Raw genomic sequence first — 25,490 nt, forward strand, 5'->3', positions numbered from 1 at the left:
GTGGTCGACGTCGAGGAGCTGTCGTCTCGTGGTGCTCAGGCCGAGTGCGGCAGGCCTCCGACCATGCCGGCGGCGACGGTCTTGTTGGTGGACTCGTCGACCAGGATGAACGAACCCGTCTCGCGGTTCTGCCGGTAGGGGTCGACGAACAGCGGCTGCGTGACACGGAGCTGGATGCGGCCGATCTCGTTGAGGCCGATCTCGGTCGCCTGCTCGTCGCGGTGCAGCGTGTTCACGTCGACGCGGTAGTTGATGTCCTTGACCATCGCGCGCGCCCAGCGGGTGGTGTGCTTGATGGCGTACTTCTTGCCCTTGACCAGCGGGGCGGTCTCGTCCATCCAGCAGATCTGGGCGTCGATGTCCTGCAGCGCGGCCGGGGTGTTGTTGGGCCGGCAGATCATGTCGCCGCGCGAGATGTCGATCTCGTCGGCCAGGCGCACCGTCACCGACATCGGCGGGTACGCCTCGTTGACCGGGCCGTCGGCGGTGTCGATGCTCTCGATCGTCGTCTCGAGCCCCGACGGCAGCACCCGCACGGTGTCGCCCGGCTTCATGACGCCGCTCGCGACCGTGCCTGCGTAGCCGCGGTAGTCGCGCGCGTCGTGGGACTGCGGGCGGATCACGTACTGAACCGGGAACCGCACGTCCGTGAGGTTACGGTCGGAGGCGACGTGCAGCCGCTCCAGGTGGTCGAGCAGCGGCGCACCCTGGAACCATGGCGTGTTCTCGCTGCGGTTCACCACGTTGTCGCCGACGAGCGCGGACACCGGGATGAACGTCAGGTCGGGCACGCGCAACCGGGAGGCGAACTCCGTGAACTCCCGGCGGATGTTCTCGAAGACCGCCTCCGAGTAGTCCACGAGGTCCATCTTGTTGACGCAGACCACGATGTGCGGGACGCCCAGCAGGGTGGCCAGGAAGGTGTGGCGGCGGCTCTGCTCGATGACGCCCTTGCGCGCGTCCACGAGGATGAGCGCGACGTCCGCCGTCGACGCCCCGGTGACCATGTTCCGCGTGTACTGGATGTGGCCCGGGGTGTCCGCGATGATGAACTTGCGCTTCGGCGTCGCGAAGTAGCGGTACGCCACGTCGATCGTGATGCCCTGCTCACGCTCGGCGCGCAGGCCGTCGGTGAGCAGCGCGAGGTCGGTGTAGTCGTTGCCGCGCTCGGTGCTGACCTTCTCCACCGACTCGAGCTGGTCCTCGAAGATCGTCTTGGAGTCGAACAGCAGGCGCCCGATGAGCGTGCTCTTGCCGTCGTCCACCGAGCCCGCCGTGGCGAAGCGCAGGAGGTCCGTGGAGCCGCTGGTCAGAGCCTCGGCCGTGGTCTCGATCGTGGTGGTCATGGCTTAGAAGTAGCCCTCTCGCTTGCGGTCCTCCATGGCGGCCTCGCTCACCTTGTCGTCGCCCCGGGTGGCGCCGCGCTCGGTGAGCCGGACGGCGGCCACCTCCTCGACGATCTCGTGGAGCGTGGAAGCGGTCGACTCGACCGCCGCAGTGAGGTTGGCGTCGCCCACCGTGCGGTAGCGCACCGACCGCACCTCGGACGTCTCGCCCTCCTTGAGCGGAGTGAACTCGTTGACGGCGAACAGCATGCCGCCACGGTCGACGACCTCCCGCTCCTCGGCGAGGTAGAGGTCCGGGATGTCGATCTCCTCGGCCGCGATGTAGGCCCAGATGTCGAGCTCGGTCCAGTTGGACAGCGGGAAGACACGGATCGACTCGCCCTGGTGGACCCGGCCGTTGTACAGGCTCCAGATCTCGGGGCGCTGGTTCTTGGGGTCCCACTGGCCGAAGTCGTCGCGGAAGGAGAAGACGCGCTCCTTGGCGCGGGCCTTCTCCTCGTCGCGGCGGCCGCCGCCGAAGAGGGCGTCGAAGCCGTTCTTCTCCGCGGCCTCCAGCAGCACGGGCGTCTGGATGCGGTTGCGGGAGCCGTTCGGCTCCTCCTGCACGAGCCCGCGGTCGATCGCGTCCTGCACTGAGGCGACGACCAGCTGGACCCCGGTGCGCTCCACCCAGCGGTCCCGGGTGTCGAGCACCGTCTGGAAGTTCAGCCCGGTGTCCACGTGCATGATCGGGAACGGGATCCGCGCGGGGGCGAACGCCTTCGCCGCGAGGTGCAGCATGACGATCGAGTCCTTGCCGCCGGAGAACAGCAGGCAGGGCCGCTGCATCTCGGCGACGACCTCGCGGATGATGTGAATGCTCTCCGCCTCGAGGCTGCGGAGCTGGCTCAGGACGTGAGACGTCACGGCTGGGCACCTTCCTTGATGTCGACCCCGACCTCCGTCAGCGCCGCACGCAGGTGCGACGCCAGGGCCGGGTGGCACACGAAGAGATCGGGGAGCCAGGGATCCTGGCGGTTGTACTCGAGCGGCGTGCCGTCCAGGCGCGTGCAGTCCAGGCCGGCGGCAACGGCGACGGCGACGGGCGCCGCCGAGTCCCACTCGTACTGGCCGCCGCCGTGCACGTAGGCGTCGACGGTGCCGTCGACCACGGAGACGACCTTCACGCCGGCGGACCCCATGGGGACCAGCTCGACGTCGCCGCGGGCGGCGAGGTCCGAGACGAACGCCGGCGGGCGGCTCCGGCTCGCGGCGATGCGCAGCGGGCGACGGCCGGCGAGGACGTCGCCGACGTCGCCGGGCGTCCCGCCGTCGCGGGTGCTGGGGACCGCGCCACGGGCGGGCAGGCCGACCGCGCCCGCGGTCAGCCCCTGACCCCGCTGCCACAGCGCGACGTGCACCGCGAAGTCGTCGCGCCAGTCGCCGGCACGCTCGCCGTCGGCCTGACGCTCGGCGAACTCGCGCGTGCCGTCCAGGGGATCGATGATCCACACGCGGTCGGCGTCCAGGCGGGACGCGTCGTCCTTCGCCTCCTCGGACAGCACCGCGTCGTCGGGACGCGCGTGGGCCAGGGCGGCGGCCAGCCACTCCTGGCTCGCCGCGTCACCGGCGTCCTTGAACGCGCGGGCCTCGAAGTCGCCACCGGCGGCATCGACGTCGGCGCGCAGGCCCCGCAGGACCGCCCCCGCGCCGTCGGCGAGCGCCACCGCGAGGTCGGCGTCGCTGAGCGTCCGGTCCGGGTAGGTCGGACTCGGCTCGGACATGCATCTCCTCGGTCTGGGGTGCGGTCGGAGGCCCGTGCAGGCCGCCGCCGAGGCTACCATTCCCCCCAGGCGTGCCACTGTGAGCTGACCAGCACGCGGTCGGCCCTGCAACGCTCCCGACCGAATTCCCGACAGAACTGGTGGTCATGGACTTCAACCTGCCCCTGATCCTCGGCGGGCTGATCGTCGGCTTCATCGTGGGCCTGACCGGCATGGGCGGCGGGGCCCTGATGACGCCGATGCTCATCTTCGTCTTCAAGGTCGACCCGCTCACCGCCGTCTCGAGCGACGTCGTGGCCAGCCTCTTCATGAAGCCCGCCGGCGCGATCGTGCACCTGCGACGCAAGACGGTGAACCTCCAGCTCGTGCTCTGGCTGTGCATCGGGTCCGTGCCGGCCGCGTTCTCGGGCGCGCTGCTCATCAAGTGGCTGCCGCTGGGCGACTCCTTCGACGAGACGCTCAAGCTGATCCTCGGGGTCGCGCTGCTCATCGCCGCCGGCGGGCTCGTGGTGCGCGCGGTGCTCGGCATGCTCCAGCGGCGCACCGCCCTCGGCGAGGGGCCGGCCGCGCCCACCAACGCCGACGTCGTCGTCCGCAAGGTCCCCACCGTGATCCTCGGCGCCGTCGCCGGGCTCATGGTCGGGCTCACCTCGGTCGGGGCCGGCTCGATCATCATCGTGGTGCTGCTCATGCTGTACCCCGCGCTGAAGGCGTCCCAGCTGGTCGGCACCGACCTGGTGCAGGCGGTGCCGCTCGTCGCGGCGGCGTCCCTGGGCCACATCCTCTACGGCGACTTCGAGCTCGGCCTCACCGTGCCCCTGCTCATCGGGGCGATCCCCGGCGCCTGGTTCGGCGCGCAGGTCTCCAGCCGTGCGCCCGGCGGCATCATCCGCCGCGCCCTGGCGATCCTGCTGCTCGCCTCCGGCCTCAAGCTGCTCGGTGCGCCCCTGGGCGTCGTCGTCGGCGCCGCCGCCGGCGCTCTCGTCGTGGGGAACATCCTGTGGGTGGTCGTGCGGGAGCGGATCAAGGCGCTGCCCCCCAAGGCGAAGCCGCTCGGCACCGTCGCCGCCCCCGCCGGCCCACCGCCCGGGGATCAGGTCGCACCACCCGACCCGACCGACGCCATCGAGACCAAGGACGGTTCCCCCCGGCCATGAGCCTGCCCGACACCACCCGCGTCCTGACCGCCGACGAGCTGGACCTGCTCGAGCTCGCCCTGGCCGGAGGGGCCGACTGGCTCCCTGCCGGCCCGCCGGCGACGCTGACCGACGCCGAGAACACCCCGTTGGCGGTCTCGGACGGCGACGGGCTGCGCCCCGTCAAGCCGTTCGCGCGCGCCGCCGGCCCGCACTGGGACCCCGCGCTGCGGCGTGGCGCCGACGACGTCCGCGCCGCGGTGGGCGACACCCCTGCCGTGGCGGTCGTCGTCGCGGAGCCCCCGACGCGCAGCGAGGTCGCGGCCCTGCCCGGCCTGACGGACGGCGCCCAGCACGTGCTGCTCCTCGTGCCCGCCGCCCGCCGCGCCCCCGCCGCCGGGGCCGTCGGCGCCCCGGGCCTCGTGCGGGTCGCGACCGGCCTCGCCGAAGGCCTCCGCGCGGAGGACGCGCGGCGTGTCGACGTCGTCGTCGTGCCGTGGCCCGCCGACGCCCCGGAGTCCCTGCGGTGGCCCGACGTCGGCGCTCGCTACGGCGCGGGGAGCACCGTCGTGCTGGCCACCCGTCGCGCCGACGACGACGCCGCGCGCGTCGCCGGCCTGGGCTCGCTGTGGTCGGACGAGGTCGCCGCCCTGTACCCCGACGCCTCCGCGCGCGAGCTGGCGCGCGCCGCCCGCACCGCCCGCCGCACCGGCGCCGTCGTCTTCTTCACCGGCCTGTCCGGGTCGGGCAAGTCGACCGTCGCCCGCGCGCTGGCGGCGGAGCTCGACGACGAGGGCCTGCACACGACCCTGCTCGACGGCGACGAGGTGCGCCACCACCTGTCCAAGGGGCTCGGCTTCGACAAGGAGTCGCGCGAGCTGAACGTGGAGCGCATCGGCTACGTCGCGTCGCTCGTCGCCTCGCACGGCGGCGTCGCCGTCGCGGCGCCCATCGCGCCCTTCGCGTCCGGCCGCGCCCGGGTGCGCGAGCACGCCGAGGCCGCGGGCACCTTCCTCCTCGTGCACGTGAGCACGCCGCTCGAGGTGTGCGAGGCGCGCGACCGCAAGGGCCTGTACGCCAAGGCGCGGCGCGGCGAGATCCCCGAGTTCACCGGCATCTCCTCGCCCTACGAGACCCCGACCGACGCCGACCTGACGATCGACACGTCGCAGGTGAGCGTCGCCGACGCGGTGGCCCAGGTGCGCCAGGCGCTCGTGGCGCGGCTCGACTCCTGAGCCGGGACTGAGCCGGGACGGACCGGCCCGCCGGGACAGGCCTCCCGAGAACGCAGCGACGCCCTGGACGGTCGGACCGTCCAGGGCGTCGTCGTACCGAGGGCCGACCTTCGCTACGAGGAAGCGGCGGTCTGCTTGTCGTCGCCCTTGCCGCTGCCGTTGCCGCGGCGGCGACGGCGCGGTCCCACGCCCCCGGCGCGGGCGGAGGTGTTCGCCTTGCGGTGCTCGTGCACGAACGCCTTGTACGCCTCGGCGACCTCCATGGTGGGGCCGTCCATGACGAGCTCCCCCTGGTGCACCCACAGCACGCGCGTGCACAGGGCCTCGATGGTGCCGATCGAGTGGCTGACCAGGAAGACCGTGCCGGCGTTGTTCCGGACCTCCTCGATCCGGGCCCGGGAGCGCGCCTTGAACGCGGCGTCGCCTGTCGCGAGGGCCTCGTCGATCATGAGGATGTCCGGCGTCGCGGCCGAGGAGATCGCGAACCGCAGGCGCGCGCCCATGCCCGAGGAGTACGTCTTCATCGGCATGTAGACGAAATCGCCGATGTCGGCGAACTCGACCACCTCGTCGAAGCGCTCCTCGACCTCCTTGGGGGTCAGGCCGAGGGCGAGACCGCCGATCATGATGTTCCGCTCGCCCGTGAGCTGCGGCATCAGGGCGGCGTTCACGCCAAGCAGCGCGGGCTCCCCCGCCGTGTACACCGAGCCGGACGCCGGCGGGATCAGGCCGGTGATCGCGCGCAGCAGCGTGCTCTTGCCCGACCCGTTGATCCCGACGATGCCGATCGCCTCGCCGTGGTACGCCACGAACGAGATGCCACGCACCGCGTGCACCTCGCTCACCGCGCCCACGTGCTGCGAGCCCGAGCTGAGCACGCGCTTGAACAACGACGGCTTCTTGACCTCGGCGTCGCGCACGTGCGCGCCCGACCGGGCCGCGGCGTTCGCGTTGCCGCCGAAGACCCGGTACACGATGTGCAGGTCGTCGACGACGAGCACCGGGTCGCCGAGGGTCGCGACCGGCGACGCGCCGACGAGGTCCTCGGGCTCGAAGTCGGCGTCGAGGTCGACGTCGAGATGAAGGTCGGACTCAGTCACGGCCGTATCGCTCCTCACCGCGCCAGAAGATGATGAAACCGACCACGAACATCACGATCGCCCAGCCCACGGCCCAGAGCCACATCGTCGGGTCGGGCGGGATGTTGGGCTCCTGGAGCAGCGCGGACCGTCCCAGGTACAGGTACACCGAGATGGGCTGGTACTGGGCGATCGGGAGCAGGACGGCCTCGACGTCGTCGGGCAGGCGCTCGATGTAGTGGGCCACGGGGAAGATGACCCCCGAGGCGTACATCGCCAGCCGCATGACGAAGCTGATGATGTTGTCCAGGTCGGGCGTGATCGCCACGGCCCGCGCCACCACGAACGCCAGCCCGGTGTTGAAGATCCACAGCAGCGCGACGATCACGGGCAGCAGCAGCCACTCCCAGGTGACGGGCACCGGCTCGTACGCGGGCAGCAGCCCGCTGAGCAGCACGATCGCGCACATCACGACCAGCGCCGGCACGAGCGTGGCCAGCAGCGACACGACCTGCGAGATCGGCAGTACCGCCCGGGGGAAGTGCATCGCCCGGATGAGGTTCGTCTTCTGGGCGATGGAACGCGCACCGCCGTGCACGGACTGCTCGACGAAGCGGAAGAGGAACGTGCCGATCACGATGAACGCGATCGTGTTCTCCACGCCGCGGTTCGCCTGCAGCAGGATGCCGAAGACCAGGATGTAGACGATCGAGTTCAGGACCGGGTTGAGGATCGCCCAGAGCTGGCCGAGGTAGTTGTTCTGGTTCTTCGCGTAGGCGCTCGCCGTGCCCAGGACCCGGATGAAGGCCCACCGCGCCAGCACGTCGCGGACGTAGGTCCCCAGGGGCGGGCGCACCCCCATCTTGCGGAGCTGGAACTGGTCGGCGAGCGCCTGGCGCTCGGACGACGTCAGGGCAGGCGTGATCGGCTCGGGCGGCGTGGGGGTGGCGCGGTGTCCGCGGTTGTCGCCGCCACCGCCCGGCGTGCGATTCGCCTCGCTGGTCTCGGTGGTCACAGTGGTGGTGATACCCGTCGTTCGGGAATGTTCGACCGCACGATCCTACAAGAGCAGGCACCCCCGCCCCGCCGCCCACCGCGCGCCGGCCCGCGTTCACCGAGCCGTCAGACTCCCGTCGTCCGCCGGACGCCACGGTGCCATCCGCCTGCCACCCGTCGGTGTGACGCTCGACGGTGTGACCGCGCTCGTCGAGTCTCCGCTGCAGCTGCTGGGCGCCATCGAGGCGCACGCCGCCGGGCACGCCGGCACCCGCACCCGGGTCCGGGCCCGCGCCGACGTCCCCACCCTGGCGGCGAGCGTCGGCGCCGTGCACACCCTCGGGCTGCCCGCCGGGTTGGACGTCGACGTGGCTCCCGCACCGCGACACCTCCCGGACGGCGTCGTGGTGGTCGGGGACCCGTTCTCCGGCGCCTTCCAGACCGCCCTCGTGCGCACGCCCCGGCCCCCGCAGCGGCTCGTGGTCGTCGACGACGGGCTCGCGACCCTCGACCTGGCCCGGCGGATGGCGACGGGCTCCGCGCTCGTGCGGATCGGCGCGCCGGCCGGACCCCTGCGGTACGGGCTGGGCAGCCTCGCCGCCCGCCGGCTGCGGCGGATCGCCGACGCCGGCCGGCTCACCCTGTGCACCACGCTGCCGCTCGACCCCGCGCTGCGCGCCCGCCTGCACGACCTCGGCGTCGAGGTGCTGGAGCACCGCTTCGAGTGGCTCCGCTCCCGGCCGCAAGCCGACGCGCCCCCCGAGCCGACCGTCGTCGTGGGCTCCGCGCTCGTCGCCGACGGGCTCCTGCACGCCGACCGCTACGCCGCGTGGGTGCGCGGCGTCGCCGCCGACGGGCCCGTGCGGTACGTTCCGCACCGCCGGCACGACCCTCTGGTGTCGGCGCTCCTCGAGCGGCTGCCCGGGATCGTCGTGGACGCGCCGGGTGCGCCCGTCGAGATCCGGCTGCGCGGCCTGCGGCCCGGCCAGCGGGTCGTCATGCTGCCGTCGACCTCCGCGATCACGCTGTCGCGCCTCCTCGCAGGCGGCGGGGTGACGGTCACCCCGCACGCCGTGCCCGACGCCTGGTGGACCGACCGCGCCACCCCCGAGCTCCGCCGGCACCTGGGCGCCACCCACGAGCTCGCCGCGCGCGCCGTGGCCGGTGCTCGCGGGCCGTCGCCGCTCGGGTTGCCGGCGCGCGGCGTCGTGCCGACCGCCGTATGACCGCCGGCACCACCGTCCTCGGCACCGGGACCCTCCGCGCCACGGCGGCGCCGCGCGTGCTCGCCGTCGCCGACTCCGACTCCTACCTCAAGTGGGCCGCGTGGACGCTCGCGCGCCTGCGGGACGACGGCGGTCAGGACGGCGGCGGCCAGGACGACCGCGGCCAGGACGACGGCGGTCAGGACGGCGGCGCCGCGCCGCGCGTGTCGGCGGTCCTCGTCCGCTCGCCCATCGCGCCCACGCCCGGGCAGGCGTCCGCCGCGGTCGCGGGCACGGGCCTGGCACCGCCGCCGGTGCTCGGCACGGCGGCGCAGCGCCGCCTGCTGCGGCGCACACGGCCCGACGTCGTGCTGGTCGCGGCGACCGGACCGGTCGCGGAGCTGGTCGCCCGGCAGGCGGCCGGCGTGCGCGCGGGCAGGCGTCCCGCGCTGGTCACCGGGCTGCCCGGCATGGCGCTGCCCGCGACGACGCACGGTACGGGCTGGCGGCGGTGGTGCGACGCGTTCGTCGTCCACGCCGCCGTCGAGGCCGGGCCGTACGCGGAGGCGTTCGCCGCCCACGGCGCGGCCCCCGAGCTGGTGCTCACACGCCTGCCCTTCCTCGACCCGGCGCCGCCCGTTCCTTCCGCCGAACACGGGGTGGGGATCGTTATCGACCCCGATAACGATCCCCACCCCGTGTTCGGCGGAAAGGCGCGGGTAGGGCGGGTGGTGCTCGCCGCCCAGGCGAAGGTGCCGGCGTCGCGCGACGACCGGGTGGCCCTGCTCGACGGTCTCGCCAAGCTGTCGCGCGGCGGGCTGGAGGTCGTGGTCAAGCTCCGCGCCCGCGCCGGGGAGCGGCAGACGCACAACGAGGAGCACCCGCTCGACGCGCTGTGGGCAGCCGAGCGCGCGCGGCTGGGGCACCCGGAGGGCGCGGTGCGCTTCGCGACGGGCCCGATGTCCGACCACCTGGTCCCCGGCACCGCGCTGCTCACGGTGAGCTCGACGGCGGCGCTCGAGTCCCTGGCGCGCGGGCTGCCGACGATCTTCCTCACCGACTTCGGGGTGGGCCCCGGGTTGCTCAACGAGCCGTTCGCCGGCTCCGGCTGCCTTCGCCGCCTGGACGAGGTCGCGGCGACGCTCCGCGCCGGCGGGCCGACGCCGGACCCCGCGTGGTGCGCGGAGCACTACCTGCAGAGCGCGCCGTCGCAGCTGCCGGCCGCCGTCGCGGCCCTGGCGGCTCGTGCCCGGGCCGGAGAGCTGCCCGGCCGGGCGGTGACGCCGTGGTCGTGGCCGCGCCACACGTACACCGTCGTCCGCTCGGCCCTGCCGGTCCGCGTGGCGCGCGCCCTCCGCCGCTGACCGCACCCCGCTCTCCTCGCCACCCTGCGCCGAACACGGGGTCGGGATCGCTTTGGAGGTCCAAAGCGATCCCCACCCCGTGTTCGGCGAGGGGCGGGGCGCGGTCAGGCGCGGTGGTCGGCGACCGCGCGGTCGGTGAGACCCCGCACGAAACCGGCGCCCCAGGCGAGGTGCATCGTGGCGATCACGACCGGCAGCACCAGCGTCTCGCGCAGCCCGAGCCGCGGACGGCGCGCCGCCGCGTGCGCGGTGGCGGCCAGGACCCCCGCCACGTAGGCCGCGGGGATCACGCCGCCGAGGACGGCGACGGCGGGCAGGGCGGCGACCGCGCCGACCACCCCGAGCACCGCCGACCCCGCGAGGCCCGCGACCAGCACCGGCGGAGCGAGGTAGCGCACGCTCGCCGTCGTCGGGTCGCGGCGGATGACCTCACGGCGCCACATGCCCGTGCGCCAGAACTGCTTCGCGACGGCGCGCAGCGTGCGCCGGGGCCGGTAGGTGACCTGCAGGGCGGGGTCGAACCAGAGCAGCCCGCCCACCCGGCGCAGCCGCAGGCAGAGCTCCCAGTCCTCGGCGCGCACCAGGGACGGGTCGTAGCCGCCGACCGCCTCGACCGCGGACCGGCGGAACGCGCCGAGGTACACGGTCTCCGCGGGCCCGGCCTCGCCGCCCACGTGGAACGTCGCCGCGCCGATCCCCGCCGGGTGGCTCATCGCCCGGGCCGCGGCGCGCTGCACCGTGGTCGAGCCGACCGGGTGCATCAGCCCGCCCACCGCGACGGCGCCGGTGCGCTCGAGCGTCGCCACGCACCGCCGCACGTAGGCCGGCGGAAGCACGGTGTGCCCGTCGACACGCAGGAGGACCTGCGCGCCGTCGGGCTCCTCCCCCGGCGGCCGCTCGCCCGACGGCGCCTCCCCCTGCCGCGGCGGCTCGCCCGACGCTGCCGCCGCGTCCGACGTCGCGCGCTCGATCGCGAGGTTGAGCCCGATCGAGCGCGACCCCGTCGGGTTGTCGACCAGCACGACGCGCGCGTCGGACGCGGCGAGCCGGGCCGCCACCTCGGCCGTGCGGTCGTCCGACGGCCCGACGGCCAGCACGAGCCGCAGCGGCCCGGCGTAGTCCTGCGCGAGCACGGAGGCCACCGCCTCCGCCAGGTACGCCTCCTCGTCGCGCACGCACGCGACGACGGCGACGCCGGGGTTCGCGCCGGGCACGGGCTCCGTCGTCGTCGTCGTCTCAGCCACCGTCTCAGCCACGTCGCGCCTCCACCGCGCCCATGCCGGCGCGCACGTCGTCTCCGGCCCGCGTGTACCGCTCCCGGGCGAGGCGTCGCAGCGCCCCGCCCGTGCGGCGGTCGAGCGCGTCGGCGACCGCGAGCAGGCGCACGGAGCGCCAGGGCGACAGCCGCGACCCGCCCGGCAGCCCGAGGGCGGTGAGCCGCTTCCGGTCGAACCAGAGCGCCAGGTCGGCCTCGTCCAGGCCGGCCAGCAGGTCCGCCGTCCCGGCGCGGAACCGCTCCAGGTGGCGTGGCTGCTGGCAGTACGCGACGGCCCGCACCAGCTGCTCGAGCCGCCGCGGGTCGCGCCACGCGCCGTCGGGGCGGCCGAGCGCGTCGACCGCCACGGCCGGCACGCGGTCGCCGTTCGCGAACGGCTCGAGCCGCTCGAGCAGCATCGCCGTCCCGACGCTCGCCGTCGGGAGGCCGAAGACCGCCGACGCGGTGGCGAGCGCCGTCGAGAAGCACGACACCACCAGCCCCGGGGGTGCGGCGTCGAACAGCTGCTCGGCGAGCACCCCGGGCGGCGCCGTGCGCAGCGTCACGCCGAGCGTGCGCGCGTGCCGGGCCAGCTCGCCCGCCCCGTGGCGATGGGCCGACGGGTGCGGCTTGAGCACCACCTCGGTGAACCCCCGCTCGGCCGCCGTGCGCACCATCGACCGGTGCAGCGCCGCCTCCTGGTCGGGCGTCACGAGGCCGGCGGGCGCGAGGTTCTGGCCGACGACCAGGCCGTAGCCGCCGGCCTGCGGCAGCCCCTCGGCGAGCACCTCGCCGTCGGCAGGGTCGGCCAGCCCCGCGACGACCTTGCGGAACGACTCGGACGGCACGACCGTCGTCGGCACGTCCCACTCCTCGAGCGACGCCGGGCGGACGCCGGGCAGCAGGTCGAGGTGCAGCAGCGCCGAGACCCGGCCCCCGACGTCGTGCGGCAGCGCGTTCCGGGCGGGCCCGTAGGCCCTCAGCCCGTCGCCGCACCCCGTGACCGCGGCGCCGGAGAAGATGGCGACGAGCGCCGACGTCGGGGCCGTCGCGACCGACTCCCCGACGATCTCCACCGGCTCGTCGCCGAGCCCCCAGCGCCCGCGCAGCAGCCGCTGCCACAGGGGCACGTCGTCGGCGCGCGGCGTCCACCTCGTCGGGTGGTGGGGCTCGACGACCTCGTTCCAGCCGACGACCCGGTCGAAGCGGTCGGCCAGCGAGGCGAACCCCGGCCCCTGCGGGAACGCCGGGTGCGCCTCCGGGACCGGCACGTCGTGCTGCACCACGAGCAGCGTGCGCTCGCGCCGCCGGAGCGCCCCCGCGTCCCACGCGGCGGCCACGGTCGCGACGCCGAAGAGCGTCGAGGCGGTGATGATCTGGACCGTCACAGGTGCACTCCCTGTCGTCGGAGGGCGTGCACGCGGTCGGGGCCGAGCGCGGCCACCTGCGCGGCCACCACGTCGTCGTCGAACCGGTCGAGCAGCGCACCGGCGCCGGCGACCATGGCCCGCCAGACGTCGTCCGGGTAGGTCGCGCGCCGCTGGACGTGGTGGTGGAGCACGACGAGCGCGTCCCGCAGCGCCTTCGGCTCGAGCTCGGCGCGACCCGCCGCGCGCAGGCCGTCGAGCACCGCGCCGTACGCGTCGAGGAACCCGAGCTGGCGGGCGTCGCCGATGTCGGTGAGGGAGCCCGCGACCTGCCGCCGGTACACGTAGCCCGGTGCGTCGACGACGGCGTACGAGCGGGCTCCGAGCAGCAGCCGCCACGCCCACTCGCGGTCCTCCGCCGTCGGCAGGGACTCGTCGAAGCGTGCGAGACCCGCGTCGACGGCCGCGCGGGACACGAACCGGCTGGAGACCTGGACGTAGTTGACCATCGTGGTGCGCGACGTCGGCAGGATCCCGGTGCGAGGGTCGAGCGGCATGTGCCGGCGGGGCTCCGGGGCGCGGACCATCGTGCGTTCCGTCCCCCGCGACTGCACCTGGTCGCACACGAGGAAGTCGACCCCGGCACCGCCGGCGCCGTCCTCGCCGTTGGCGCCGCGGGCGCCGTCCTCGCCGTTGGCGCGGTCGGCGCGGTCCTCGCCGTCGGCCGGAAGCGGGCCGGCGAGCCTCCCGGCCGCCCGCAGCATCGCCGCCAGGTGGCCCGGGAAGAACCAGTCGTCGGGGTCGAGGAACGTCACCCAGGCGCCCGAGGACCGGCGCACCCCGTGGTTGCGGGCCGCCGACACGCCGCGCGGCACCGAGTGCCGCACGACGCTCAGCCGCCGCAGGTGCGCCCCGGCCTCGGCGAGCACGTCGTCCGTGTCGTCCACGGAGCCGTCGTCGACGACCACGACCTCCAGGTCGTCGCCGAGGTCGCTCCCGCCCGGGCCTTGCCGGCCCAGGCTCCCGAGCGCGTCCGGCAGGTGCTCGGCCGCGTCCCGCGCGGGGATCACGACCGAGACCGCCGGACGCTCGTCGAGCATCGTCACGAACGCCCGCGCCGGTTCAGGCGTCGACGCGGCGCAGGCGCGACATCGGCGACAGCTCGCCGGGCATCACGCGCTTCTCGCCGTCGCCGAGCGCATCCTGCAGGATGCGGATGTCGCGCACCAGGTTGGTGAGCCCCTTCGGCTCCAGCGACGCGGCGTGGTCGGAGCCCCACATCGCCCGGTCGAGGGTGATGTGCCGCTCGACGGCGACCGCGCCGAGCGCGACGGCGGCGAGCGAGATCTGCAGGCCCGTCTCATGGCCCGAGTACCCGACCGGCACGCCGTAGCGCTCCTGCAGCGTCGCGATGGTGCGCAGGTTCGCCTCCTCGGGCGGCAGCGGGTACGTCGAGGTGGCGTGCAGGATCACGAGGCCGTCCGTGCCGAGGATCTCGACGGCGGCGTCGATCTGCTCCAGCGTGGACATGCCCGTCGACAGGATCAGCGGCTTGCCCGTGGCCGCGAGCGCCCGCAGCAGCTCGTGGTCGGTGACCGACGCCGAGGCGATCTTGTGCGTCGGCACGCCGAACTCCTCGAGGAACGCGACCGAGGGGGCGTCCCACGGCGAGGCGAACCACTGGATGCCGTTCGCCTTCGCGTACTGGTCGATCTCCGTGTACTGGTCGTGCTCGAACTCGACCCGGTACTTGTACTCGAGGTACGTCATCTCGCCCCAGGGCGTCTGCCGGATCTTGTCCCGCTGGTCCTTCGGGGTGCTGATCTCGGGCGTGCGCTTCTGGAACTTCACGGCCTGGCAGCCGGCCGCGACGGCGACGTCGACGAGCTGCTTGGCGATCTCGACGTCGCCGTTGTGGTTGATGCCGATCTCGCCGATGACGTACACGGGCTTGCCCGTGCCGACCTCGTGGTCGCCGATCTGGACGGCGCGCTCGGCGGGGAGGCCGGCGCCGGTCGTGGCGGTGGCGGTGGCGGACGTGCTGGTCATCGGGATGTCCTTTCGGGGTGCGGGACGTGCTGTCGTGGCCGTGCGCGCGCGTGCACCGAGCACGCGGTCGCAGACCTCCCGGACGGCGCCGTGGCCGCCGGGTCGGGTGAGGACGACGCGCGCGGCGGCCCTCACCTCGGGACGGGCGTCGGCGACGGCCACCGGCCAGCCGACGACGTCCAGGGCGGGAAGGTCGTTGAGGTCGTTGCCCACGTAGGCGACGCGGGCCGGGTCGAGGCGGTTCACCGCGCACCAGTCGCGCAGGGCCGCGGCCTTGTCGTCGACGCCGTGCAGGACGTCGACGCCGAGCTTGCGGGCGCGCGCCGCGACCACGGGGTTGGTCTCGGTCGACAGGATCAGCAGCGGGACGCCGGCGCGGCGCAGGCGCGCGACGCCCAGCCCGTCGCCGCGGTGCACCCGCACAGACTCGGTACCGTCCTGGGAGACGTACGCCGCGTCGTCGGTGTGCACGCCGTCGAAGTCGGTGACGACGGCGTCGACGTCGATGGCGTCGTCGACGTCGACGGCGTCGGTCGAGCTTGTCGAGGCCACGGACCGGGAATCGACGAGCTGGACCGAAGGGGAGGCCGCGACCAGCTGCTCCAGCAGCGTGCGGGCGAGCCACAGGTCGCGCGGCTCGTCGATCTCGAGCGACCACTCGGCCGCCACGGGCTGCAGGCCGACCGAGCCGAAGAACCGGGAGCCCGCCTCGCGCAGCCCGGCGGTGCGCATCGCGTAGAAGGCGCCGGTCTCGCGGAAGTGGGGCGCGCGGTCCTGGCGCCGCGGGCGGTGGTCGGTGCCGTGGCCGACGGGGATCGGTGCGTCGCCGTCGAGCCGCCACTGGAAGTCGTGCGTCGGCGCGACCGCCACGACCACGTCGTGCTCGCCGCACGCGACCCGGCGCACGGCGGCGTCCAGGTCGGCCGGGTCGACGAAGGGCGAGGTCGCCTGCAGGAGCACGGTCACGGCCGGGTCGGCGCCGTGCTCGGCACCGCCCGTCCCGTCGGTGTCGCGCAGCGCGTCCAGGACGTGCAGCACGGCGGACTCGGAGCTCGCGGTGGCGCCGGCGATGTCGGCGGGCCGCCCGACGACCCGCGCGCCGTGCGCGGCCGCCTCCCGGGCGATCTCGTCGTGGTCCGTGGAGACGACGACGGCGGTGACCGACGGCGCGGCCAGTGCGGAGCGCACCGCTCGGGCGACGAGCGTCGTTCCTCCCACCCGCTGCAGGTTCTTCAGCGGGATCCCCGCGGAACCGCCGCGGGCGGGAATCACGACGAGGGCGCCACCATCAGGGTGGATGTCGTTCATGGGGCTGACACTAAGAGCCCGACAAGTCGACCTCGGCCACCCCGCGACAACTCTGGGCGAACATCGAACTTCATGTAGGTGAACATTCTTCGACATCGGCCGCGAACGGCCCCAGGGCCATTGTCATTGCCCTTTCATGGTGGACGTCGACATTCACGGGGCGCGTCGTACCGCCGCCGACGGCCAGGCCTGATGGACCAAGCCGAGGCCGCGCCGAGCACGGTCGGCACCGCACGGAGGTTCGACGACTGTCGACGAGGAGAACGATGCGAGATATGGCGTCCGCGATATCGGGGTCGGCGCGGCGGCAGATTGCATCACAGGCGCACGGGAAAGTCGACGACACAAGGACGACAGGCGGATGACGGATGAATGACATGGTGATGAATACGCGGCAAACCTCCCGCACGGCGAGAGTCCTGCCCCTGGTCAACCCCGTGCGCGACTACGACTGGGGCTCGCCCACGCTCATCCCGGAGCTGCTCGGCCGGGTGCCCGACGGCCGCCCGGCCGCCGAGCTGTGGCTGGGGGCCCACCCGGCCGCGCCGTCGAGCATCCGCTCGGACGGGAGCAGCGCCGTCGGGAGGGCCGGCCGGTCGCTGGCCGACCTCCTGCAGGCCGAGCCGGTCGCCGTGCTCGGCCGCCGCGTGTCCGACCGGTTCGGTCCGCGCCTGCCGTTCCTGCTCAAGGTGCTCGCGGCGGAGCGCGCCCTGTCGCTGCAGGTGCACCCGCGCCCGCACCTCGCCCGGGCCGGGTACCACCGCGAGGTCCGCGCGGGCCTGCTCTCCGGGGACCCCCGGCGGTCGTTCCACGACGAGCAGCACAAGCCCGAGCTGATCGTCGCGCTCAGCACGTTCGAGGCCCTCGCCGGGTTCCGCAGCCCGCGATCCGTGCGCGCCTTGCTCGACGGCCTCGCCGGCCGGCTGGTCGACGGCGTCCGCGCGGCGCTCGACGCCAGCCCGTCGACGGCGGGCGTGCGGGCCGCCACCCGGGCGCTCGTCGCCGCGCGCACGTCACCCACCTGCGCCGACGACGTCGCCGAGGCCGTCGCGTCCGTCGCCGCGCGACACGCGGCGACGTCACCGACCGCCCGCGCCGACGCGACCGTGCTCGCGCTGGCGGCGCAGCACCCCGGCGACCCGGGGGCGCTCGTCTCGCTCCTGCTCAACCGGGTGACGCTCGAGCCGGGCGAGGCGATGTTCGTGCCCGCCGGCGAGGTGCACGCGTACCTGTCGGGCCTCGGCGTCGAGGTGATGGCGGCGTCCGACAACGTGCTGCGCGCGGGCCTGACCACCAAGCACGTCGACGCGGGCGCGCTCCTGGAGTGCGCGTCGTTCGCACCCCGCCCGCCCGGCCGGCCGGACACGACGGTCTCTGGCGACCAGAGCGTCGTGACGACCTACCGCGCCCCGGTCGCCGAGTTCGCGCTCACGTTCGCCGACGTCGTCAGCGGCGAGCCCGTGGCGCTCGCCGGCGACGGCCCGCGGATCGTGCTCGCCCTCGACGGCGAGGCACGGCTGCTCACCGGCGGCGGCGAGCTGACGCTGCGGCGCGGCGAGTCGTGCCTCGTGCCCGACGCCGCGGGGTCGCTCACGGTCGACGGCACCGCCCACCTGGTCTGCGCCTGGGTCCCGTAACCTCCGCGCCGAACACGGGGTTGGGATCGTATTGAGGCCTCAATACGATCCCAACCCCGTGTTCGACCCCGAGCCCGTGTTCACGCGGGATCGGGCTGCCCCGAGGAACGCGCGGACCTGCGTGCCGACCGTCCTCGCCCGGACGTGCCGCGCGTCGAACCGCAACAGGTCGATGCGCGGGTCGGCCGCGAAGTCGTTGTCCCGGTCCCGGTCGCGGTGGTCGGCCCGCTCGTCGCCCTCGTGCCAAGCCCGACCGTCCATCTCCGCGACCAGCAGCCGGCTGCCGGGCAGGTGCCAGACCATGTCCGCCACGCCGAGCAACCTCCCGGACGGCGCGTGGACCGGCAGCTGGAGGTCGTCCGGCGGCACACCTTCCTCGATGCAGCCCCAACGTCCGAACGACTCGAGCGCCGACTCGGCCCGAGGGTCGGCCAGGTCCCACAGCTCGTGCCGCAGCGCGACTCCTCGCCGCCCGCGCGCATGGTCGTGAGCGAGCGCCAGGCCCGCGCGGTCCAGGACCTCCAGGCGCAGGGCCGAGTCGAGCACGGCCAGCCCGTGCGCCATCGGCAGCTCCGGGACCGCCTGGGCGATCGCCCAGTCGACGCTGGCGATCTGCCGCTCGCCCGTCCGCCGGTCGCCGAACGGGACTGTCGTCATCCCGTCGTCGAACTGCCGCAGGAGCGCCCCCGGGCGGTCCACGCGGTCGGAGGCGTGCGGGAGAGCCGCCTCGGACCGCAGGTCGACGGGCAGACCTTCCACCCCGTGCAGCGCGAGAGCGTTGGTCCCGACCGCCGTCGCCGCCGGTCCGAACGCGAGCATCCCGACCCATGCCTTGCGGCGGCGGCGATGCTCGAGGACGACGTCCGCGCTCGAGAGCGCACGGTGCGCGGTGCGCAGGGCACGGACGGAGCGCGATGCCTCGGCGTCGTCGGACCGCGAGAGGGGCGGCAGGGCACCCACCGGGACGTCGGCCACGGTCCGTTCGCGGAGCGGGACGACGATGGTGTCGACGACGCCCCTCGTGACCGCCATCCAACGACCCGCCCGGACGAGCCGACTCCGTCTGGCGCTGCCGACCCCGTGCCGGTCGCACTGCTCGGCGGACAGCAGCCCTTCCTGTGCCGCGGCGACGGCGAGCAGGAGCGCGGGGATATCGGCGAAGGTGCGCATCGCACCATCGCAGCGCGGCACCGGCGCCCGCGGGTCGGCCGCGACCGGGTCTGTGGACGCCACCCCCCTGTGGAGGGGGTCCCGCCATGCCGAGCACGGGGTTGGGATCGTATTGAGGCCTCAATACGATCCCAACCCCGTGCTCGGCGCGGAGGCGCTACAGCTTGTTGTCCGCCATGGAGAGGGCGGCGCCGATGGCCATGTGCATGTCGAGGTACTGGTATGTGCCCAGCCGCCCGCCGAAGTGCACGTCGGCCTCGCCGCCCATGAGGTCGCGGTAACGCTTGAGACGCTCGCGGTCGTCGGCGGTGTTCACCGGGTAGTACGGCTCGTCGGCACGCTCGGCGAACCGCGAGTACTCGCGCACCACGACGGTCTTGTCCGTCGGGTAGTCGCGCTCCGGGTGGAAGTGCCGGAACTCGTGGATGCGCGTGTACGGCACGTCGGGGTCCGCGTAGTTCATCACCGGGGTGCCCTGGAAGTCGCCGATCGGCAGGACCTCCTGCTCGAAGTCGAGCGTGCGCCAGCTCAGCTCGCCCTCGGCGTAGTCGAAGTACCGGTCGACGGGTCCCGTGTACACGACGGGCACCTGCCCGACGACGGACTTCTTGCTCACGGGCTGCGTCTCGTCGAAGAAGTCCGTGCCGAGCCGCACCTCGATGTTCGGGTGGTCGGCCATCCGCTCGAGCCAGGCCGTGTAGCCGTCGGTCGGCAGGCCCTCGTGCGTGTCGTTGAAGTACCGGTTGTCGTACGTGTACCGCACGGGCAGCCGGGAGATGATCGACGCCGGCAGCTCGCGCGGGTCGGTCTGCCACTGCTTGGCGGTGTAGCCCTGGATGAACGCCTCGTACAGCGGTCGCCCGATGAGGGAGACGCCCTGCTCGTCGAGGTTCTCCGGCCGCTTGCCCCCGAGCTCGGCCGCCTGCTCGCGCACCAGCGCCCGGGCGGCGTCCGGCCCGTGCGCCGAGCGGAAGAACTGGTTGATCGTGCCGAGGTTGATCGGCATCGGGAAGACCTCGCCCCGGTGCGTGGTGTACACGCGGTGGACGTAGGACGTGAACGTCGTGAACCGGTTCGCGTACTCCCACACCCGCTCGTTGGAGGTGTGGAACAGGTGCGCGCCGTAGCGGTGCACCTCGATGCCGGTGGACGGCTCGTCCTCGCTGTACGCGTTGCCGCCGAGGTGGTCGCGCCGGTCGATCATGAGCACCTTGCGGCCACGGCCGGCCATCTGCTCGGCGACGGTCAGGCCGAAGAATCCGGTGCCGACGACGACGAGGTCGGTCATGGGAGAAGCCTCCAGGTTTCGGAGTGGGTCGAGGCCGACGGGGTCAGGTCAGTCGGGGATGTAGCCGCCGCGCAGCCGGGTGTACGCACGGTAGCCGACCTTGCGCACCCGCTCGGGCACCACCCGGTACCCGGCCCGCACCACGACGTTGCGCACCAGCTGCGGGGCGGTGAGGAACCCCTCGGAGTGCAGGGTGCGCTGCAGCGCGAGCTCGGAGGCCAGCAGCCGGCGCCCGCCGCGGCGTGCGTAGGCGCCCGCGCCGACCCGGTACAGCACGAGCGGCTCGGTGACGTTCTGCGCGCTCGCGCCCGCGGCGAGCATGCGGGCGAAGAGCAGGTAGTCCTCCATGAGGTCCAGGTGCTCGTACCCGCCCGCGGCGGCGACGGCGGAGCGCCGGTACACGACCGACGGGTGGTTGAACGGGTCGCGGAACCGGGCGGCCGCCGCGATCTCGTCCCCCGTCGGCGGCACGCGCACCATGCCCGGCTCGGCCTCGTCGTCCTCGAACTCCTGGATCGCGGAGCCCACGATGTCGTGGCCGCCGGCGACCAGCGGGACCTGCACGGCGAAGCGCTCGGGCCGGGAGACGTCGTCCGCGTCGGCCCGCGCGACGATCTCGTGCTTGCAGGCCTCGAGGCCCGCCTCGAGCGCGCGCGCCAGCCCGACGTTGCGCTCGAGCGGCACCAGCGTGACCGGCACCTGCGTGAGCTCGTGCAGCCGGGACAGCACGGCCGCGACGTCGGCGCCCACGGGGCCGTCCCGGACGACGACCACCTCGTCGGGACGCAGCGTCTGGTCGCGCGTGACCGACAGGAGGCCGCGCTCCAGGTGCGCGGCGTCGTCGCCCGCGTACACCGGCAGCAGCACGGAGAAGCGGTGGTCGTCGAGGACGCCGCCCGCGACGCCCGACGGCGCCGCCGCGGCGGCCCGGCTGACGGGCGGCGGGGTGGGCGCGCTCGTGCCGGCCTCGAGCCGCGCGACGCTCAGCGCGGCCGGCCCGACGCCGGCGAGCACCTCGGTGTCGGCCCGCGGGCGGTGCACCAGGCCGTGCCAGAGACCGCGCGAGCCCGCCTTCGCGAGCGTGCCGCGGTCGGACGAGCGCGCGACCGTCCGCGCCCACCGGCGCAGCGTCGACCCGCCGTAGAGCAGCCGCTCGGACGCGCTCAGCGCCGACGAGCGGGTGAACGTCCAGACCTTGTTGCGCACCTCGTAGTAGAAGCGCGGCCCCGGGTCGGAGTCGGTGCCCACGAGGCGCGCGGTGCGGTGCTCGACGACGCTGCCCGGCACGTACAGGCCGACGCCGCGGCGCAGCAGCCGCGTCGAGTACTCGAAGTCGTCGTTCCAGATGAAGTAGTCCGCCACCGGCAGCCCGAGCCGGCGCACGACCACCGCGTCGACCAGCATCGAGACGAACGACATGGACCGCACCGGCATCGCGCCGGCGGCCTTCGCGCGCCGCAGCGCGTCGGGCGACGCGCCCGGGCGGCTGCGGGGCGTGTTCATCGGATGGTCGGTGCCGTCGGTCCACACGACGCGGCTCGCCATCGCCGCGACGTCGCCGTCGTAGGCGTCGCGCGCCCCGAGGAGGTTGCCGAGGGCGGTGGGCGTGGGCACGGTGTCGTCGTCCATGAGCCAGACCAGGTCGGCGCCCAGGTCGGCGACGGCGGCCGCCAGGCCGACCGTGAACCCGCCGGCCCCGCCGGTGTTCCGCTTGAGCGCCACCACCTCTGGCGCGCTGGGGTGCTCGCGCGCCACAGTGAGCGCGTCGTCCGTCGAGGCGTTGTCGACCACCACGACGCGGTCGACCGGCCGCGTCTGGGCCGCGAGCGCGTCGAGCGCCGCACCGAGCAGCGCGGCCCGGTTGTACGACACGACGACGGCGACGACGGTGGGAGTGGACATCCCGCACATCTTAGTGGTGCGCGAGGCGTGCCCCCCGCACGCGTCGTGCCACCCCTCCCCCGACCCTGCGGACGTCGGACACGAGCGCCAGGCCCCGGGCGCGCACGCTCGCGCGCAGCACCTCCCGCGCGCTCGGCCTCGCCGCCTCGAGCGCGGAGACCTGCCGGCGCAGCTGGGCCGCCTCCTCGCGCGCACGACGGTCCCGCTCGACGACGGCCCGGTCCGCGGCCGCCGCGCGCCGCGCGGCGGTCTCGGCGTCGGTCGCGGTGGACGCCGCGCCGACCGCCGCCCGGACGTTCCGGTCCGCGAGGTGTGCCAGGCGCTCGCCGACGCCCGCGGACGCGCGCACCACCCGGGGGTCGAGCGCCCGGCGCACCGCGTCGTCGAGGGTGTCCGCCGTCGTGCCGTAGGGCATGTGCGGGTCCCAGGTCCGGGCGTAGGTGTCGAGCTTGCGCTTCGCGAAGCTCACGCGCGGCACGTCGTAGGCGGCGGCGACGATCCGGCCGTGCAGCGATCCGCCCACCCACAGCCGGGCCCGGCGGATCTCGTCGACGAGCTCCCAGGGCCGGCGGGAGGTGTCGAGCACCGCGATGTCCCGCTGCGGGTCGTGGGCACGCACCAGCTCGACGATGCGCGCGTAGTCGGCGAGCGAGTCGTGGTTGGGCGCGAGCCCGGCCGCGAAGAGCCGGACCGGGAAGGGCGCGAGCGCCTCGGAGGCCGCGAGGGCGTCGGCGAACCGTTCGACGCCCTCCTTCGCGAGCATGCGCGTCGCGGCCTGGACGAGCGCGAACCCGCTGCCCTCCTCGCCGTCGGGCCGGGGGTGGGTCAGGCGGACGGTGTGCACCACGTCGGGCACCAGCGTGTGCGCGATGCCGTGCCGGGCGAGGAGGTCGCTGGAGAGCCGGTCGCGCACCGAGACGGACGTCGCCTCGCGCACGATCCGCAGGATCTTCTCCCGGTCGCCGGCGTCCCGGCCGGAGATCCCCGCGAGCCCGATCGAGTTGAGCACGGCGGGCGTCGTGGCGTTCCGCGGAAAGGCCGACATCCGCGGGAGGTACGGGGACTCGATCTCGGTACCGCCGATCAGCTCGCGCCGCAGCCGCGCCTGCTCCTGGGCGTCCGCGGCCCGGTACCGACGCCAGGTCGCCGACGGGGCCGACATCCAGAGCGCCGTGTCGACGCGGGTGCCGCCGACCTCGCCCCCGACGGTCCAGACCTGGTCGAACCGCTCCGCCTCCAGGCGCGGCACGAAGCCGTCGACGCGGCGGTCGAGCAGGTCCGTCATGTCCGCCGCGACGGGGGCGGTCGCCACGACGTCGAGGCCGGCGTCGGCGAGGTACTTCTCGGTGACCAGCAGGAACAGCAGGTCACCGAAGTTGTCGCGCTCGTAGGCGCCGACGACGAGCGCGCGCCCGGCGCGGGAGGCGGTCACAGGATCTCCGATCGACATAACCGATGACTTTAGTCGGAAATAGCCGCGCGCGAGAACCCGTCCGACCAGCGGGACCCGTCAGCCCTCGAACGTCCGGCGCCAGGTCTCCGGAGCGGACAGGCCGGGGGCGGCACGGCGCCAGGCCGCCGACAGCGACCGCCACCGCACGGCCACCCGCAGGTGCGCCACGAGCGTGGCCGCCGCCAGGCGCCAGAACGTGGCCGGCTCGCGCCGCAGCCAGGTGCCCGACGTCTCGTCGCCGGCCAGCACCAGCACGGAGCCGTGCCGCGGCACCTCCCACCAGGTGGCCTGACCCCGCTCGAGCGCGACGGAGGGCCGGCGCCGGTCCGCAGCCGGGACCGGGCGCAGGGTACGCAGGACGCTGCGCGCCGCAAACGCCGCCTGGGCGGCCTTCCCCTCGGGCTTGGGGCTCGCCGCGCCGGGCCGGCGGCGCGCGAGCGCGGCGTCGAAGGCCGCGTCGCCGGGCGCGTGCTTCACCGTCTCGGGGTGGGCGGCACCCACCGCCCGCGCGTCGGCGACCGTGCTCCCGAGCTCGGCGTGCAGCCGGCCGGGGCCTGCCAGCACCTCGCGCAGCGCGCGCACGTGCAGGTCCACCGGGTAGTAGCGCATGCCCAGCAGCAGCTTGAGGTCGGTGGCGAGCAGGTCGCGCAGCAGCGCCCCGCCCCGCGGGCGCCGGGCGTGCAGCAGCGCCGAGACCACCCGGTTGCGGGTGTGCAGCAGCGCCTGCCACTCCACGGTGTCGTCCTTGTCGACCCAGGCGACGTGCCACAGCGCGGCGCCCGGCAGCGAGACCGTCGGGAAGCCGGCCTCGCCCGCGCGCAGGCAGAACTCGGCGTCGTCCCACTTGAGGAAGAGCGGCATCGACAGCCCGACGGCGCGCAGCGCGGCGACCGGGACCAGGCACATCCACCAGCCGTTGAACTGCCCGTCGGCGCGGGCGTGCAGCCACGGGGTGTCCCGCAGCGGGCCGGTCGCCAGGTCGTGCCGCTCGTGCTCGCGCTCGGGCGAGCCCCACATGAAGTGCCGCTGGTCCACGACCTCGCTGAACGCGTGCAGCACCGAGGGCTCGTTGTAGTCGAGCATGTGGCCGCCCACGACGACGGGGTCGGTCACGGTGCGGTGGAACCGCACGGCGCGGAGCAGCGCCTCGGGGTCGACGGCGACGTCGTCGTCCATGAGCAGCACGGCGTCGCAGCCCGGGCGGTCCAGGGTCTCCAGCATCCCGCGCGAGAAGCCGCCGGAACCGCCGAGGTTCCCCTGGTCGATGACCGTCAGCTGGGGCCCGAGCTCGGCCGCCACCCGGTCGAAGCCCGGCCGGTCGGCCACCTTGTCGCTGCCCTGGTCGACGACGAAGACCGTCTCGACGACCTCGCGCAGCGCGGGGGCGGCCGCGATCGCCTCCAGCGTCGCGAGGCAGTAGTCGGGCTTGTTCACGGTGGTGATCGCCAGGCACACCCGGCCGTCGCGGCGCGGGGCGGCGTCGACGAGCCAGCGGGCGCCGTGCACGACGACGTCGTCCTGCGCGTCGACCTCGAACCACAGCCAGCCGCCGTCGGCCCCGCCCGTGACGTCGACCTCGATCGCCGTCCGGGCTGCGGCGTCCGCCCGCCCCACCTCGCGGGCCGCGCCCGCCGCGTCGCTGCGCAGCACCCGGACGGTGCCGGCGCCGGCGAGCTCGAGCTCGAGCCGGACGGCCGTCGCGCCGGTCCACCGCACCCAGTAGGACGCCGGGAACGCCGCGAAGTAGGTCGCGAAGCCCTGCGACGAGTCCGCGGGGACGAGCAGCGAGCCGTCCGGGCGGACGACCGCGCGGTCGTCCTTGCCGTCGCGTCCTTCGAGGTAGAGCGGGCGGCGGTCCGGGGCGCTGGGCAGGGACAGCACGTGGGCGACGTGCATGGGGGCCTTCCGTCGGCTGGTCATCGAGAGCGTGCCTACCC

19 protein-coding genes and 1 pseudogene are annotated in these 25,490 nt (G+C 74.4%); 5 read left to right on the forward strand and 15 right to left on the reverse strand.

Annotated elements, in window-relative coordinates:
* Positions 1–35: 35 nt before the first annotated feature.
* Genes cysN through ABD254_RS01590 form a run of 3 tightly spaced genes read right to left on the reverse strand, consistent with a single transcriptional unit; the run spans position 36 to position 3,109 of the window.
* Positions 36–1,346 carry a sulfate adenylyltransferase subunit CysN gene (gene cysN / locus ABD254_RS01580; protein ID WP_344244962.1) on the reverse strand — a complete coding sequence of 437 codons (1,311 nt, stop codon included), beginning with the start codon at positions 1,344–1,346 and terminating at the stop codon, positions 36–38.
* A gap of 3 nt (positions 1,347–1,349) precedes the next feature.
* A complete protein-coding gene (cysD, locus tag ABD254_RS01585) occupies positions 1,350–2,252 on the reverse strand; it encodes a sulfate adenylyltransferase subunit CysD (RefSeq protein ID WP_344244963.1) in 903 nt (300 codons plus the stop codon).
* Positions 2,249–3,109, reverse strand: coding sequence for a 3'(2'),5'-bisphosphate nucleotidase CysQ (locus ABD254_RS01590; RefSeq protein WP_344244965.1), 861 nt, complete (start codon positions 3,107–3,109; stop codon positions 2,249–2,251). Before ABD254_RS01590 ends, cysD begins: the two co-directional genes overlap by 4 nt.
* Positions 3,110–3,255: 146 nt before the next feature.
* Here ABD254_RS01590 and ABD254_RS01595 point away from each other — a divergent pair, with 146 nt between their 5' ends.
* Positions 3,256–4,266 carry a sulfite exporter TauE/SafE family protein gene (locus tag ABD254_RS01595; RefSeq protein WP_344244967.1) on the forward strand — a complete coding sequence of 337 codons (1,011 nt, stop codon included), beginning with the start codon at positions 3,256–3,258 and terminating at the stop codon, positions 4,264–4,266.
* Positions 4,263–5,480, forward strand: coding sequence for an adenylyl-sulfate kinase (gene cysC / locus ABD254_RS01600; protein ID WP_344244969.1), 1,218 nt, complete (start codon positions 4,263–4,265; stop codon positions 5,478–5,480). The genes ABD254_RS01595 and cysC overlap by 4 nt, the downstream gene beginning before the upstream one ends.
* A gap of 113 nt (positions 5,481–5,593) precedes the next feature.
* On the opposite strand, the gene ABD254_RS01605 is transcribed toward cysC, so the two are convergent.
* The gene (locus ABD254_RS01605) at positions 5,594–6,580 is read right to left on the reverse strand and encodes an ABC transporter ATP-binding protein (RefSeq protein ID WP_344244971.1); all 987 of its coding nucleotides are present in this window, start codon (positions 6,578–6,580) and stop codon (positions 5,594–5,596) included.
* Positions 6,573–7,574, reverse strand: coding sequence for an ABC transporter permease (locus tag ABD254_RS01610; protein WP_344244973.1), 1,002 nt, complete (start codon positions 7,572–7,574; stop codon positions 6,573–6,575). Before ABD254_RS01610 ends, ABD254_RS01605 begins: the two co-directional genes overlap by 8 nt.
* A 178-nt stretch (positions 7,575–7,752) precedes the next feature.
* Here ABD254_RS01610 and ABD254_RS01615 point away from each other — a divergent pair, with 178 nt between their 5' ends.
* Positions 7,753–8,781, forward strand: a complete 1,029-nt coding sequence (locus ABD254_RS01615; protein ID WP_344244975.1) for a hypothetical protein — start codon at positions 7,753–7,755, stop codon at positions 8,779–8,781.
* Positions 8,778–10,124, forward strand: coding sequence for a DUF6716 putative glycosyltransferase (locus tag ABD254_RS01620; protein WP_344244977.1), 1,347 nt, complete (start codon positions 8,778–8,780; stop codon positions 10,122–10,124). The genes ABD254_RS01615 and ABD254_RS01620 overlap by 4 nt, the downstream gene beginning before the upstream one ends.
* 104 nt (positions 10,125–10,228) lie before the next feature.
* Here ABD254_RS01620 and ABD254_RS01625 read toward each other — a convergent pair whose 3' ends face one another.
* From ABD254_RS01625 to ABD254_RS01645, 5 genes and pseudogenes are all read right to left on the reverse strand, one after another.
* Positions 10,229–11,380, reverse strand: a complete 1,152-nt coding sequence (locus ABD254_RS01625; protein WP_344244979.1) for a glycosyltransferase family 2 protein — start codon at positions 11,378–11,380, stop codon at positions 10,229–10,231.
* Positions 11,373–12,767 carry a polysialyltransferase family glycosyltransferase gene (locus ABD254_RS01630; RefSeq protein ID WP_344244981.1) on the reverse strand — a complete coding sequence of 465 codons (1,395 nt, stop codon included), beginning with the start codon at positions 12,765–12,767 and terminating at the stop codon, positions 11,373–11,375. The genes ABD254_RS01625 and ABD254_RS01630 overlap by 8 nt, the downstream gene beginning before the upstream one ends.
* Positions 12,764–13,846 carry a glycosyltransferase family 2 protein gene (locus ABD254_RS01635; RefSeq protein ID WP_344245244.1) on the reverse strand — a complete coding sequence of 361 codons (1,083 nt, stop codon included), beginning with the start codon at positions 13,844–13,846 and terminating at the stop codon, positions 12,764–12,766. Before ABD254_RS01635 ends, ABD254_RS01630 begins: the two co-directional genes overlap by 4 nt.
* Positions 13,847–13,868: 22 nt before the next feature.
* Positions 13,869–14,795, reverse strand: a complete 927-nt coding sequence (locus ABD254_RS01640) for an N-acetylneuraminate synthase family protein (protein ID WP_344245246.1) — start codon at positions 14,793–14,795, stop codon at positions 13,869–13,871.
* A 48-nt stretch (positions 14,796–14,843) separates the two neighbouring features.
* Positions 14,844–16,103, reverse strand: a pseudogene (locus ABD254_RS01645) (cytidylyltransferase domain-containing protein); the annotation flags it as partial.
* Between the two features lie 383 nt (positions 16,104–16,486).
* Here ABD254_RS01645 and manA point away from each other — a divergent pair.
* Entirely contained in the window at positions 16,487–17,740 is a 1,254-nt protein-coding gene (gene manA / locus ABD254_RS01650; protein ID WP_344244983.1) for a mannose-6-phosphate isomerase, class I, read from the forward strand.
* A 39-nt stretch (positions 17,741–17,779) separates the two neighbouring features.
* Here the strand turns inward: manA and ABD254_RS01655 are convergent, their stop codons facing one another.
* The 5 genes from ABD254_RS01655 to ABD254_RS01675 form a co-directional block, all read right to left on the reverse strand.
* The gene (locus tag ABD254_RS01655) at positions 17,780–18,910 is read right to left on the reverse strand and encodes a hypothetical protein (protein ID WP_344244985.1); all 1,131 of its coding nucleotides are present in this window, start codon (positions 18,908–18,910) and stop codon (positions 17,780–17,782) included.
* Positions 18,911–19,067: 157 nt separating this feature from the next.
* The gene (gene glf / locus ABD254_RS01660; protein WP_344244987.1) at positions 19,068–20,198 is read right to left on the reverse strand and encodes a UDP-galactopyranose mutase; all 1,131 of its coding nucleotides are present in this window, start codon (positions 20,196–20,198) and stop codon (positions 19,068–19,070) included.
* Positions 20,199–20,246: 48 nt separating this feature from the next.
* A complete protein-coding gene (locus ABD254_RS01665) occupies positions 20,247–22,100 on the reverse strand; it encodes a glycosyltransferase (protein ID WP_344244989.1) in 1,854 nt (617 codons plus the stop codon).
* Between the two features lie 10 nt (positions 22,101–22,110).
* The gene (locus ABD254_RS01670; RefSeq protein ID WP_344244991.1) at positions 22,111–23,532 is read right to left on the reverse strand and encodes a polysaccharide pyruvyl transferase family protein; all 1,422 of its coding nucleotides are present in this window, start codon (positions 23,530–23,532) and stop codon (positions 22,111–22,113) included.
* Between the two features lie 78 nt (positions 23,533–23,610).
* Positions 23,611–25,473, reverse strand: coding sequence for a glycosyltransferase (locus ABD254_RS01675; protein ID WP_344244993.1), 1,863 nt, complete (start codon positions 25,471–25,473; stop codon positions 23,611–23,613).
* Positions 25,474–25,490: the final 17 nt, after the last annotated feature.

It is taken from the genome of Isoptericola hypogeus (genome assembly GCF_039531145.1).
GTDB lineage: Bacteria > Actinomycetota > Actinomycetes > Actinomycetales > Cellulomonadaceae > Isoptericola > Isoptericola hypogeus.